The sequence below is a fragment of the Granulicatella sp. 20925_1_28 genome (assembly GCF_041433575.1).
In the GTDB taxonomy this organism is placed as follows: domain Bacteria; phylum Bacillota; class Bacilli; order Lactobacillales; family Aerococcaceae; genus Granulicatella.
Window position 1 is genome coordinate 29148 of record NZ_JAPWBS010000005.1, and the last position, 14145, is coordinate 43292.

At 37.7% G+C, this 14145-nt stretch carries 16 protein-coding genes; 1 reads left to right on the forward strand and 15 read right to left on the reverse strand.

The features are described 5' to 3' along the window. Positions 1-183 precede the first annotated feature (183 nt). Positions 184-432 (reverse strand): DUF896 family protein, encoded by a 249-nt coding sequence (locus O3793_RS04045; protein ID WP_371445834.1) that lies wholly within the window; start codon positions 430-432, stop codon positions 184-186. Positions 433-575: 143 nt separating this feature from the next. On the opposite strand from O3793_RS04045, the gene lexA reads away from it, so the two are divergent. After that, a complete protein-coding gene (lexA, locus tag O3793_RS04050) occupies positions 576-1199 on the forward strand; it encodes a transcriptional repressor LexA (RefSeq protein WP_371445836.1) in 624 nt (207 codons plus the stop codon). Between the two features lie 47 nt (positions 1200-1246). Here the strand turns inward: lexA and O3793_RS04055 are convergent, their stop codons facing one another. The 14 genes from O3793_RS04055 to alaS form a co-directional block, all read right to left on the reverse strand. Further along, a complete protein-coding gene (locus O3793_RS04055; RefSeq protein WP_371445838.1) occupies positions 1247-1741 on the reverse strand; it encodes a PTS glucose transporter subunit IIA in 495 nt (164 codons plus the stop codon). A gap of 12 nt (positions 1742-1753) precedes the next feature. After that, the gene (locus O3793_RS04060) at positions 1754-2569 is read right to left on the reverse strand and encodes a MurR/RpiR family transcriptional regulator (protein ID WP_371445840.1); all 816 of its coding nucleotides are present in this window, start codon (positions 2567-2569) and stop codon (positions 1754-1756) included. A gap of 128 nt (positions 2570-2697) precedes the next feature. Beyond that, positions 2698-4203 (reverse strand): PTS transporter subunit EIIC, encoded by a 1506-nt coding sequence (locus O3793_RS04065; protein WP_371445842.1) that lies wholly within the window; start codon positions 4201-4203, stop codon positions 2698-2700. A gap of 35 nt (positions 4204-4238) precedes the next feature. Then, positions 4239-4931 (reverse strand): N-acetylmannosamine-6-phosphate 2-epimerase, encoded by a 693-nt coding sequence (locus O3793_RS04070; RefSeq protein ID WP_371445941.1) that lies wholly within the window; start codon positions 4929-4931, stop codon positions 4239-4241. A gap of 184 nt (positions 4932-5115) precedes the next feature. Beyond that, complete coding sequence (locus O3793_RS04075) at positions 5116-5751, reverse strand: response regulator (RefSeq protein WP_371445844.1); 636 nt, start codon at positions 5749-5751, stop codon at positions 5116-5118. Further along, on the reverse strand, positions 5751-6812 hold the full coding sequence (locus O3793_RS04080; protein ID WP_371445846.1) for a sensor histidine kinase: 1062 nt from the start codon (positions 6810-6812) through the stop codon (positions 5751-5753). The genes O3793_RS04075 and O3793_RS04080 overlap by 1 nt, the downstream gene beginning before the upstream one ends. Further along, positions 6809-7543 carry a cell wall-active antibiotics response protein LiaF gene (gene liaF / locus O3793_RS04085; protein ID WP_371445848.1) on the reverse strand — a complete coding sequence of 245 codons (735 nt, stop codon included), beginning with the start codon at positions 7541-7543 and terminating at the stop codon, positions 6809-6811. Before liaF ends, O3793_RS04080 begins: the two co-directional genes overlap by 4 nt. A 149-nt stretch (positions 7544-7692) precedes the next feature. Next, positions 7693-8172 (reverse strand): transcription elongation factor GreA, encoded by a 480-nt coding sequence (gene greA, locus O3793_RS04090; protein WP_048710963.1) that lies wholly within the window; start codon positions 8170-8172, stop codon positions 7693-7695. A gap of 163 nt (positions 8173-8335) precedes the next feature. After that, on the reverse strand, positions 8336-8968 hold the full coding sequence (udk, locus tag O3793_RS04095; RefSeq protein ID WP_371445850.1) for a uridine kinase: 633 nt from the start codon (positions 8966-8968) through the stop codon (positions 8336-8338). 3 nt (positions 8969-8971) lie between these two features. Beyond that, positions 8972-10117: an endolytic transglycosylase MltG gene (gene mltG, locus O3793_RS04100; protein ID WP_371445852.1), complete on the reverse strand. Its 1146-nt coding sequence runs from the start codon at positions 10115-10117 to the stop codon at positions 8972-8974. A gap of 145 nt (positions 10118-10262) precedes the next feature. Further along, a complete protein-coding gene (locus tag O3793_RS04105; RefSeq protein ID WP_048710966.1) occupies positions 10263-10586 on the reverse strand; it encodes a DUF1292 domain-containing protein in 324 nt (107 codons plus the stop codon). 20 nt (positions 10587-10606) lie between these two features. Further along, entirely contained in the window at positions 10607-11032 is a 426-nt protein-coding gene (gene ruvX, locus O3793_RS04110) for a Holliday junction resolvase RuvX (RefSeq protein ID WP_048710967.1), read from the reverse strand. 1 nt (position 11033) lies between these two features. Then, on the reverse strand, positions 11034-11300 hold the full coding sequence (locus O3793_RS04115; protein ID WP_048710968.1) for an IreB family regulatory phosphoprotein: 267 nt from the start codon (positions 11298-11300) through the stop codon (positions 11034-11036). A gap of 168 nt (positions 11301-11468) precedes the next feature. Continuing rightward, positions 11469-14111: an alanine--tRNA ligase gene (gene alaS, locus O3793_RS04120; protein WP_371445855.1), complete on the reverse strand. Its 2643-nt coding sequence runs from the start codon at positions 14109-14111 to the stop codon at positions 11469-11471. Positions 14112-14145 lie beyond the last annotated feature (34 nt).

Consider the following 14145-nt stretch of genomic DNA (forward strand, 5'->3'; position numbering starts at 1 on the left):
TCCTTAAATATTTTTTCCTTAATCGGAACTTACTCTTCTATTTTACTAATCCAAGACTGCTTTTGCAACCGTTATTTTTATGATAAGGAAAACATAGTAACCCCTTGCAAAACACATATTTCTTTCATGGTTTTAGCATATTTTGCAAAAATAAAAAGGCTGAAATTTTCAGCCTTCTCTCGTCTATTCTTCGTCTCGGTTATGCAATCCTTTTTCTTTTTGAATCGCTTTTAGTTTATCTGGAGTCACGTCATTTCCTTCTTCATCAACAATTTTCAATCCTTCGATATGGTTACGCATTCCACCACGAAAAGCTTCCAAATACTCTTGGCGTAAAAGTTGTTGTTCCTTTTCTTCCGTTGGAGTCAATTTTCCTTCTTTTTTCTTTTTCGCTAATTCATTAATACGGTTTAATTTTTCTTCTGATAACATTTTTGTCATTCCTTTCCTTGGCTTCGTCTCCTAGTGTAGCACGAGACGACATTTTTTCCTAAAAATCTGACTACCATGCGAACATTTGTTTGATTTCTGTTTACAAAGTGTGTTACACTAGTCTCAAAGAAGGAGATGTTCCGATGACAAATTTAAAAGATTCTAGACAATTAGATGTATTACAGTTTATTTATAAAGAAGTTCAAGAGCACGGTTATCCGCCAACAGTGCGTGAAATTTGTAACGCCGTTCAACTTTCTTCGACTTCAACCGTTCATGGTCACTTATCAAGACTTGAGAAAAACGGCTTAATTCAACGTGACCCAAGTAAGCCACGTGCCATCGAATTAACAATGGCAGGTCTAAAGGCCATTGGTGCTAAATCAACGGCGATTCCAATGCTTGGTGTGGTAACAGCCGGTGAACCAATTCTTGCTGTAGAAGAAGCAAGTGACTTCTTCCCAATCCCACCAGAATTACAAAACGATGCAGACGATTTATTCATGCTTCGTATTAAAGGAGACAGTATGATTAATGCCGGTATCTTTGATGGCGATTCCGTCATTGTCCGTAAACAATCAACTGCCTCAAACGGTGAAATCGTCATTGCGATGACCGAAGAAGACACTGCAACTTGTAAGAGATTCTATCTCGAAAGCGACCATGTGCGCCTAGAGCCAGAAAATGACACGATGGACCCTATCATCTTACCGAACTGTACGATTTTAGGAAAAGTGGTAAGCTTATACCGCAGTCGTATTTTCTAAACCAAATGAAAATCTCCGCTCAAATTTGAGCGGAGATTCTTTTTTTATTAAGCTTTTAATGTTACTTTCCCTACTTCTGTTTTTCCTTCAACAGTTCCTTCTGTAGCTATCACAATTGATTCCACTTTATCCATATTCGTAAAGAGAACCATCATTGCAGTATCCTTACCAGCTTCTTTTAACGCTTCTAGGTTCACTGTAGATAACACGGTATGTTCATCTACCTTTTGGCCAACTGTTACTGTCGTTTCAAAAGGTCCCCCTTTTAATTCAACGGTATCAATTCCCATATGCACGAGTACTTCTAATCCGCCAGCAGTTTGAATGCCTACAGCGTGAAGTGTTGGAAAGACATTCACCACTTCCCCTTTTACTGGAGAAGTAATCACACCACTTGAAGGAATAATTGCAAATCCGTCACCCATCATCTTACCTGCGAACACTGGATCATTCACTTGTGTAATGGGAACAATTTCTCCACCAGCTAGTGCAAATACTGGCACTTCTTTTTCTACTTGATTCTTTTTAAAAAATCCAAACATTTTATCGTCTCCTTATTCTGGTTGAATGGCATGTAATGTATTTGAGAAAATCGAGCGTTTGCGTTCCTTATCGATTTCCTTGTAGTAACTATATAAAATATCGACAATGACAAGAACTGGGAATTGCGGTGTAATGGTCGTTCCTTGCTCTAAGGCATTCTTCATCGCGATGAGCACTAATTCGTCACAATCCTGTTGCAACTCTTCACTCTTCTTGGAGGTAATTAGAACGGTTTTCGCTCCTTGAAGTTTTGCGATATTCACGGCATTCACAACACTTTCGTTGGCCGATACCGTAATCCCAATCACAAGACAATCTTCATCGACTAATACGCGGTTCATCAGCATCGTATGTAAATCCGTAATCGCCTCGCAAATCATCCCGAGTCGCATGAATCTGAATTTCATCTCCAGCGCTGCTAACCCGGAACTTCCTTGTCCGTATATATACACGCGTTTGGCCTTACTGAGCATGTCGCACACATGAATCAGCTGGGCTTCATTAATGAGCGAGAAGGATTTCGTTAAGAGGTCTGCATAATCGTCTAACACAATTTTGGTTAAATCATTATGCAAGTTTGTCTCTTCTTGCTTTCCCTTTTGATAATCATAAATGAACTGTCGATATCCTTTATAGCCACACTTTTGAGCAAATCGTGTTAAGGATGGAATCGATACGAATAATCTTTTAGATACTTCTTGTGCGGATAACGATTCATTTTCCGGAATCACACCCAAGAAATATTTCGCAATCGTTTTTTCAATCGGTGTCAACGTATCATAAATCGATTCAATCATCGGTGCTACTTTTTTCTCAAATGACAACATCTGCTTTTCCCCTTTGCATTGTTACATTCATTATAGCACAGGTTTCTAAAAAGATTTTGCCTTTTTTCAAAAAATAAAAGATGGACTAATCGTTAAGACTAGTCCATCTTTTGAGTGAGTTTAAACGACTAATCGTCTACACCTAAAATTTCATTAATATTGTTCTTGTAAAGAATTGCTTTCGCACCGTAAATGGCTTGAATACCACCTTTTACTTCAAGAACATCTACTGCCCCGATTTCTTTCAAGGTTGCTTTGTTGACTTTATCAACTTCTTTAACAGCAACACGTAGACGAGTGATACAAGCATCCACGTCTTCGATATTTTCTGCTCCACCTAGAGCTTCAATAATACGAACGCTGTCTTGTTTCAAGCTATCGCGTGTTTCAACAACTGGTTTGTCATCTGATAACATATCATCTTCAATACGTCCTGGAGTTGCTACGTTAAATTGAGTGATAAACCATCTGAATACTACATAGTATAGACCACTCCAGATTAAACCAAATGGAATTTGTAATAACCAGTTTGTCTTATCGTTACCTTGTAATACCCCGAATAATGTGAAGTCAATAACCCCACCAGAGAATGTATTACCGATTGAGATATTAAGAATATCCGCAATGAAGAAACTTACCCCATCAAGGAATGCGTGAACAACATATAATACTGGACTTACGAATAAGAACATGAATTCGATTGGTTCTGTAATCCCTGTAATGAATGAAGTTAATGCAACCCCTAAGAATAAACCTGCATATTTTTTACGACGATCTTTTGGTACACAGTGATACATTGCTAAGCAGGCAGCTGGAAGACCGAACATCATTGTTGAGAAACGACCAGCGAAGAAACGAGTTCCTTCAGTAAATAGACCTACGTGGTTAGGATCTGCTAATTGAGCAAAGAAGATTTTTTGTGCCCCTGCAACTGTTTGACCAGCTACAACTTCAACACCACCTAGTTCAGTAAACCAGAACATTGGATAAATCATATGGTGTAATCCAACCGCTCCACATAGACGCATTAAGAATCCATATAAGAATGTACCCACAGGACCCGCTTGTGAGATATATCCACCAGTTGAAACTAGTAATTGTTGGAATGGTGGCCATACTACGAAGAAGATAGCTCCAACAAAGATAGCTGCAAATGAAGTAATGATTGGTACAAAACGGCTACCACCAAAGAATCCTAATACTTGTGGTAACTGAATATTGTTATAACGGTTATGTAACCAAACAGCGATGGCCCCTACTACAACAGCTCCGATAACCCCTGTATCAATCGAAGCATCTTTACCCATATATAATCCTACAAGAGCTTTGATTGTTGCAGTCATTACTAAGTAACCAGTCACCCCAGCAAGTGCTGCAGTTCCTTTGTCACGTTTTGCTAAACCGATACATAAGCCCACACAGAGAAGAAGTGAAAGGTTTGCAAAGACAACTTCCCCTGCTTGGCTCATTACTTTAAAGATAGCTTGTAATACGTCGTTATTTAATACAGGATATGTTGCCACAGTTACTGGGTTGGATAAAGCTCCACCAATCCCTAATAACAAACCTGCTGCCGGTAAAATGGCAATCGGCAACATAAAGGCCTTCCCAATTTTTTGTAAAAATTTAAACATGTGGTTTTCCCCCTTAAACTATAAATAAGTGATGTTTAATCTTTTTCTAATTGTTGAATCGCATCAACAAATTTTTTCGTGATGAGTTGCGGACGAGTAATCGCTGATCCTACAACGACACTATACGCGCCTAACTCAAGCACACGTTTCACCTTTTCAGGTGTATCAATATTGCCTTCTGCAATAAGTGGATGTTTGATTCGTTCTAAAACTGTTCTCAAGATTTCAAAGTCATTTTCTTCAATTTTGTCGCCTTTACTTTGTTTGGTATAACCTACTAAAGTACTTCCGATAAAATCAAAGCCGAGTTCATCAGCATGAATCATTTCTTCTACCGTTGAACAGTCTGCCATCAGTAATTGGTCTGGATATTTCGCTCTGATTTCATGGTAGAAATCATCAAGCGTTTGTCCATTTGGACGAGTAGATGTAGTGGCATCGAGAGCAATAATCTCTGGTTTCACCGTCATCAATTCGTCAATTTCTTTCATCGTAGCGGTAATAAAGACGTCGGCATCATCATAATCACGTTTAATAATTCCAATAACTGGTAAATCGACAGCCTCTTTAATCGCTTTGATGTCAATCACTGAATTGGCACGAATTCCTTTCGCTCCTCCTTCCTGTGCAGCAACTGCCATACGAGCCATAATATAATCACTATGTAATGGTTCATGCGGCAATGCTTGGCATGATACAATTAATTGACCTTGTAATCTCATAAACAGCCTCCTTCTATTTTTAGTAAACCCTTACATTTTTAGTATACCTACCTTAGAAAACATTTTCAACATTACAACTATTTTTAGTAACTACTTTCAAGATAAGGTGAAAAACACGACTCCCTCAACCCTTTATAGAAATTACTTTCATCAAAAAAGCCACTCTTGCAAGAACAAGAATGGCTTTCCGTTACATTTTAATCAATTGATGTTTGAACGCGTAAATTGTTGCTTGCGTTCTATCTTCTACTTCTAATTTCGAGAGAATATTTGAGACGTGCGTTTTCACTGTCTTTAATGTGATAAACAACTCGTCGGCGATTTCCTGATTCGATTTTCCTTGAGCGATTAAGAGTAACACTTCTAATTCACGCTGTGTTAAATCTTCATGCAAGAAATGTTGTTGCTTCATTTGGATACGGTTCACGAGTTTATCCGTTACTTGCGGTTCAAATACCCCATCCCCTTGATAGGTATCTCGAATGGCTTTTGCGATTTGAGAAGCAGAAGCCGTCTTTAAGATATAGCTCTTTGCTCCGGCGTTAATAGCTGGAAAGACTTTCTCATCATCAATAAAGCTTGTTAGGATGATGATTTTTGCTTGCGGCCACTTGTCAAGAATTTCTTTTGTCGCTTCGATTCCGTCCATCTCTGGCATCACAAGGTCCATTAGAATGATATCTGGTTTTAATGCGAGTGCTTTCTCAACACCCTCACGACCATTCTTAGCTTCATCAATCACTTCGATATCATCTTGCATCGATAGATAGGAAGACACACCAAGTCGTACCATCTCATGATCGTCTACTAGTAATACATGTATCATTATTCACCCTCCATGTTACGACTGAGCGGAATCTTAATTTCAATTGTCGTCCCTTGATTTGGGAAGCTGACAATTTTCACTTGTCCACCGAGTCCTTGCACTCTTTCTTTCATATTATTAATTCCATAGCTTCCTGGAAGAATTTCCTCCGTATTAAATCCTACTCCATTATCTTCTATTTTAAAGAGAACATTGGAGTCTGTTTGACGTAAGTACACTTCTAATGTGGTTGCGTGCGAATGACGCAATGTATTCGATAGAAGTTCCTGTGCGATTCTAAAGAGATGATCCTCGACCCCTTCTGGTAGTTGAACGTCTTCGATATCCCAATGAATTTTCATCTGTACTTTCGTTTGCAATTCAACGAGTAATCCTTCAATACCTGCTTTCAATGATTTATTTTCCAGTGAAATCGGTCTTAAGTGTAGAAGCAATGCTCTCATCTCCGCTTGCGCTTGTGAGAGTACATGTTCAATCATCTTCAGTTGCTTTTGTTCTTTCTCATCAAACTTGTCTGCACGTTCATTTAACGCAGAAATCATCATCATTGCTGCAAACAACTGTTGACTCACAGAATCATGTAACTCACGAGCGATACGGCGTCTTTCTTGTTCAATGACCTGCTCTTTCGTTTCAGTCCCTAAGAACTGTGGTTTACTACCTAATTGTTGCAATTCGAGAGATAAGTTTTCTAAGCGTTCTGAAATAGCCGCTGTCTGTTCATAAAAGACATTTAAATCTACAACAGTTGCTTCATTAATCCAGTTGGGTTGTTCTTCTTCTTTTACTAATGAATATTTTGCTCTTTGAATCATGAGTAATTGCTCACCCATTTTACGTTCTGCTTGACGATTCAAAATCATCATTGCACTAGCTGTAATCAAACCGAGGAATAAGATTAATAATAAATACAACGTCATCGTCCCAAGAATCTCTTGAATACTCAGTGTCTCAACTAATTCATAGCGAATCCATTTTCGAAACAGGAATAGGAAAATGGTACTAACGAAGCTATACACTGCTGAATAGAGCATCCAGCTTTTAAAGAGGCGTTGCTTCATGCTTCAATCACCTCAACCTTCCCTGCGACGATGGTTGTATAAATCTTAACCCGTTTCGTACTGCGATTATAACCTGCACTATACAGTTGAATCGATTCATTACTTAGTGTATAGGTTTGATTCTCAAATTCAACTTGTCCACCAAAGCCATGATGATGAATCATCACCCCAACACCATACGGAACAAGAATTCGAACACGACCAAATCCTTTTCTGATGACGATCACATTTTCCTTGGCAGGAAGAATCGTATTTCCTAAGTCGATAATCGTATCTCCAGCAAATTGTCCCGCATTAATGTCATTCCATTCGTACGGCTCGTCTCCTATCACTTGAGAACCAAGCCAGTCATAACGATGTATTGAGCCAGGTTCAGGAGTGTCTTCACGCGAATCTACAAAAATATACTCTTGCTTCTGTCTCTTTGAAAATAAGCCCGAAATGGAAGACATCGAGAAATCATTTTTATCAAATAGTACTACGAGTAATGCTCCAATCATTCCAAGCCAAATTCCAGAAGTCGAAAGTAAGGGTAAGAGAATAAATAATGCTCCAAAGCACATTCCACTATTTCTTAAAAATTTAACGCGTTTAAAAACAACAAAACTAGATAGAGTAATTGCCACACCAATTGCAAAGAAGATGAATAGGCCGATTCTAGATGTAATCTCTAAAGCAGATACAATAGTCCCGATTAATAAAATAATTAGGATTAGTTTAATTTTCCTCATCTTCTCACCTCCATTACAGGTATTAGTATACCATCTTCTCACGTTCAATCCTATCATGAATTCAAAACTCGTCCATCAGACTTAAGGATGAAATCCAACAAAAAAGAGCTAGGACATTTCCTAGCTCTTCTCTATTTCAAATGAATAGATTACGCAGATTGAATATCAATAATTCTGATCTTCATTTCTCCGCCTGGTGTTGGAATCACCACTTCTTCATTTAATTTTTTACCAATAATTCCTTTGGCAATTGGAGAGTCATTTGAAATCTTACCTTCAACTGGGTTTGCTTCTGCACTACCCACGATTGTGTAAGTTTCTTCGTCTCCATCTGGTAATTCGATAAACGTAATTTTTCTTCCTAGTGAAACAACATCTTTTTCTACATTGTTATCATCGATGATTTCCGCAAAACGAATCATTTTTTCTAACGTTGAAATACGTCCTTCTACGAAAGCTTGTTCATCTTTAGCTGATTCATATTCAGAGTTTTCAGATAAGTCACCGTAACTACGAGCAATTTTGATACGCTCTACGATTTCTTTACGTTTAACGACTTTTAATTCTTCTAATTCTGCTTCAAGTTTTGCTTTCCCTTCAAGCGTCATTGGAAATACTTTTTCAGTCATACGATTCTCCCCTATATCGTTTTTTTAGATTATCTAAATCTACAATGCTAAAACTTTAACATTTTATAACCGAGATTGCAAGTCTTAATTTGAAATTTAATTCGATTTTAAAATTTTATTCCATAAAAATCCCCTAGGATAAGCTTTCCTAGGGGTTAACAATTTAATTTAAATGAGATAAAATTGAAGCAATTTTCGTAGTCATTAAGTCAATCGCAACTGTATTTGAACCACCTTCTGGGATAATAATATCCGCAAATTTTTTCGTTGGTTCAATAAATTGGTGGTGCATCGGTTTTACAACGGACATATATTGGTTGATGATGGAATCGAGCGTTCTACCACGTTCTACCATGTCTCGTTTAATACGGCGAATAATACGAATATCATCGTCTGTATCCACATACACCTTGATGTCCATTAAATCACGTAACCGTTCATCTTCAAGAATTAAAATCCCTTCAATTAAGATGACATCTTTTGGTTCTTGATGGATGGTTTTATCACTTCTTGTATGATTTTCGTAATCATATACTGGTTCTTCAATCGATTCAAAATTGATTAATTTATTCATATGTTCAATTAATAAATCTGTATCGAATGCAAATGGATGGTCATAGTTTGTTTTTAAACGTTCTTCAAACGGCATATGACTTTGATCTTTATAATAGTAATCTTGATCAATTTTACAAATCGTTAAATCTGGAAAGTTCGCCAAAATTTTACGACTCACACTTGTTTTCCCACTCCCAGAACCACCTGTAACTCCAATGACGATTGGCTTTTTCTTTTCCATGACCTACTCCTTATTATCAATATACTTAGCTTTTAACTCTAAATGTTCCTCATACGTCTTCGCATAATAGATTTCTTTTGTCTTAATATCTGCTAGGAAGTATAAGTAGTCTGTTTTCTCTGGTTCTAATGCTGCGACGATTGCATCTTCACTTGGACTGTTATAAGGTCCAGGTCCTACGCCATAGTTTTGATATAAGTTATATGGAGAATCTACTTCTAAATCTTCTAAAGAAAGAGCTTCTTTGTGTTCGCCTAACGCGTATTGAACAGATACGTCTGTTTGAAGCTTCATATTTTCTTTAATACGGTTATGGAATACGCTAGAGATTTTCTTACGGTCTTCTAGTTTAGTCCCTTCTTTTTCGATTAAAGAAGCCATTGCCATAATTTCTTGCAATGTATAGTCACTTGCTAAAATCTTATCGTAGTATTTCGACATGACTTCATCTGTTTTAGCAACCATTTCTGTAATTAACATTTGAAGTGTTTTTGAGTCATTCATATCGTATGTCGCTGGGAATAAGTATCCTTCAAGCACATATTTTACTTGGTAACCGTTATATGATTGAGTCAATAATTTCGGAAATTTTTGAACTAAATAACGTAAGAAGTCTTCGTCTTGAACTTTTGCCATGAAATCTTCGGCAGAGTATTTTGTAGATTTCTCAACTTCTTTCGCAATTTCTGTTAATTGTTCCCCTTCACGAATCAGAACTTTAGTCGCGTTTTGATCTTTATCTTTTCCTTGACCAGAAAGTTCCGCGATAATTTCGTCGAGTGTCATACTCTTAGAAACATGGTACAATCCTGATTTAAATCCAGAAACGTTTTTGAATTTCAAATAGAAATTAAAGAGTTTCGAATTACGGATAATCCCTTCTTTTTCAAGTGCTTTTGATACTTCTTTGACAGATGCGCCTTGTTCAATTTCAAATGAAACAAGTTCTGTTTGAGCTGTATCAACTGGTTGTGTTTCTCCTTTAATGTAATTCCAAGTAAAGAATCCCCCTACTAGGACAATTACTAAAAGTGCAATCATAAAATATTTCATTATCTTTTTGATAATAGAAGTTTCCTTTTTACGAATATCGCGTTTCGTATCCGTATCAGAAATTAAGGAATGTTTTTTATGTTCTTCTTGAGACATTGTCTTCCCCCTTAAATTGGCATCAAATGATACCCATAGTTGTAGTTATTATACCTCATTCTTATTGAAAAATGAAGAAAGTCTATCATAAAGAGTGCTATTATAACAAAAAAAGCTTGAGGTTTCCCCCAAGCTCTATTGTTGATTATAAATCTTCTTCAGCTAAGAATGTGTTTAATACTTCTTCAACCATATCCCATTCAGCTTCTGTTTCGATTGGGTTTAATTGGCCGTCAGTACCATCTTCGCCTTCAACATATGAGAATGCTTGTAATTCTACTTCTTCTCCTTCAGGAATTCCTGCTGGATAGCATAATACATATGATTTATTGAAATCATCTGATTCGAAAGTGAATAATACTTCGTGTAAAATTTCGTTTCCTTCTTCGTCGATGATTGTAATATGTTCGTGACCTTCGTGGCCTTCTAAGTGATCATGTTCATGATCGTGATCGTGATGTTCTGTCATTTTCTTTCCTCTTTCCTTTGTTATTGATTTCCATTTAAATCTAAATAGTTTTGCAAAATCATGACTGCAGCTAGCATATCAATGACTTGTTTGCGTTTCTTTCTTGAAACATTACCCTCTTCGACAAGCATTCGTTCCGCCTGCATCGTCGTGAGTCTTTCGTCATGATAGACGATTGGAATTTCTAGTCGTTTCTCTAGGCTTGCACCATAACGACGGGACGCCTCTACACGTGGTCCTTCCGTATTATTCATGTTCTTTGGTAGACCGATGACAATTTTTTCAACGCCATACTCTTCCACTAACTCGACAACACGTTTGAACCCGAATTCTGAAGCATTCTCATTAATCGGAATTGTTTCAACCCCTTGAGCAGTCCAGCCCATTAAATCACTAACGGCAACGCCCACAGTTTTACTTCCGACATCTAATCCCATTAATCTCATACTAGGCATCTCTTCCTGTTGAGCGGATATAATGTCTAATGAGTTCTTCCAAAATCTCATCTCTTTCGTGGCGACGAATTAGGTTACGTGCATCACGATGTCTTGGAATATAAGCTGGGTCTCCAGATAACAAATATCCTACGATTTGATTAATCGAACTATATCCCTTCTCATTCAACGCATCATAAACGATGGTTAATGTTTCTTGAACGGTTTTTTCGTCCTTTTCATTAAATTTAAATAGGACTGTTTCATCTATTGAACTCATAGCGACACCTCATTTCTATATATATACTTATTTTACAGGATTTTGGGTGAAACTACAATCGATACTTACCGATTCTTAATATTTAGAAAGCCTTTCCTTTGCTTATAAAACAAAAACCTTCCTTAAAACTCACTCAGGAGTCTAAGGAAGGTTTCATCATTTCCATCATTATTTAGCTAAATATTCTTTAAGCAATTCGAATGCTTGTGGAATACCTGCAGGGTTCTTACCACCTGCTTGCGCCATATCAGGACGGCCTCCGCCTCCACCTTGGATTGCTGGAGCAATTGCCTTAATGATATCGCCTGCTTTTAATCCTTTTGCATTTGCATCTTTCGATACGGCTACTAAAAGATTTGCTTTATCCGCAGAGGAGGTACCGACTACAAAGATATCGCTGGCACCTTTTTGTCTCCATGTATCTGCTAATTGACGTAATTCATCCATCTCTTTATTTTCAAGAGCTACAGTGATAAATGAAGTTCCGTTCACTTCTTCAACATTATTGAAGACATCTGCTACTTCAGATTTCATGATTTTAGCTTTTAGTTTTGCAATTTCGCCGTTTGCTTCTTTCAATTCTTGGCCTAAAGTCGCAACGCGTTCTACAACAGTATCTAATTGAACAGCTTTTACTTCACCAGCTACTTGTTTTAGTAAGCTTTCGTGATGGCTTAATAAGTCAAAGGCTTCTTTACTTGTAACAGCCTCGATACGACGAACGCCAGCACCGATACCAGATTCAGAAACAATCTTGAATAATCCGATTTCTTGAGTGTTTCCAACATGGATACCACCACAGAGTTCGATTGACCAGTCCCCAATGTTCACCATACGAACTAAGTTGCCGTATTTCTCACCAAAGAGCGCCATTGCCCCACGGCTCTTCGCATCTTCTAGTGTCGTTTCAATCGTAACCACTTCTAAACCAGCCCAGATTTTCTCATTTACGATACGTTCCATTTCAGCTAATTCTTCAGTAGTAACTTGTCCAAAGTGACTGAAGTCGAAACGTAATCCAGTTGGTGTTACAAGAGAACCTGCTTGGTTTGCGTGAGTTCCTAGAACATCTTTTAATGCTTGGTGTAATAAGTGAGTTGCTGTATGGTTTTTAATGATTTTCGCACGTTCAGATGGATCTACCACTAATGTGTAAGTTGCGTTTACTTGTAAGTCGCCTAACACTTCAACTGTGTGTAATGGTTGTCCGTTAGGAGCTTTCTTCACTTGTAAGACATTCGCTACAACTGTACCATTCGCATCTTGGATTGTACCATGGTCTGCTAATTGTCCACCCATTTCAGCATAGAAAGGTGTACGGTCGAATACTAATTGAGCATGCGCATCTTTATGTGCAGATTCAACTAATTCATCATCCACAACAATCGCTTTTAACACGCCTTCTTCTGTTGTTGAAGCATATCCAACGAATTCACTTTCTACAGTGATATCACGTAATACTGCAGATTGTACGTTCATTGATGTTTCTGTATTACGAGCAGCACGCGCACGGTCTTTTTGTGCTTGCATTTCTGCTTGGAATCCTTCTTCATCGACTGTGAAACCATTGTCGCTTGCGTATTCTAATGTTAATTCATATGGGAATCCGTAAGTATCATATAATTTAAACGCATTTTCGCCAGAAAGTGTTGTTTCGTTTGCTTCTTTCATATCCGCAAAAATAGTTTCTAAGATGGCTAAACCATCGTGGATTGTTTCTTGGAAACGATCCTCTTCGTTGGCAATCACTTTTTGAATGAATTCCATGTTTTCAGTTACTTCTGGATAGTAGCTGTGCATAATTTGAGCCACTGTTGGAACTAATTTAGTTAAGAATGATCCTTGAATTCCTAAACGTTGTCCGTGCATTACTGAACGACGGATTAAACGACGGATGATATATCCACGACCTTCGTTTGAAGGAAGCGCGCCATCGCCAATCGCAAAGCTTACTGCACGAATGTGGTCAGCGATAACTTTGAATGATACATCCGTTTCTTTAGATTCATTGTATTTCTTACCAGCGCTTAAGCTTTCTAATTGCTTAATAATTGGCATAAATAAGTCTGTTTCGAAGTTTGTTGGTGTATCTTGGATAACAGAAACGACACGTTCAAGACCCATCCCCGTATCGACGTTCTTATGTGGTAATGGTGGATAAGTTCCGTCTGGCATATGGTTGAATTGAGAGAATACTAAGTTCCAAATTTCTAAGTAACGTTCGTTTTCTCCTCCAGGATAGTTTTCTGGATCATCTTCTGCTAAGTTATTATATTTTTCTCCACGGTCGTAGAAAATCTCAGTATCCGGACCACATGGACCTGCACCGATATCCCAGAAGTTATCTTCTACTGGAATGATGTGATCTTCAGGAAGACCTACTTTATCCATCCATAATGCTTTTGTTTCTGGATCTTTTGGATAGTAAGTTACATATAGACGGTCTGGATCAAGTCCTAACCATTTTTCGCTTGTTAAGAATTCCCATGCCCATGGAATTACTTCTTCTTTGAAGTAATCCCCGATTGAGAAGTTCCCCATCATTTCGAATAATGTATGGTGACGAGCTGTGTGCCCTACGTTTTCGATATCGTTTGTACGAATACTCTTTTGAGCATTTGTAATACGTGGAACTTCTGGCGTTTCAGTTCCATCGAAGTATTTCTTAAGAGTGGCAACCCCTGAGTTAATCCATAATAATGTTGGATCGTTTACAGGAATTAAGCTCGCACTTGGATGCACCTTATGTCCTTTTTCTTGGAAGAAATCAAGGTACATTTGACGAATTTCGCTACTTGATAATTTTTTCATCTTCATTCTCCTTCTTTTTGTAAATAAAAAAACT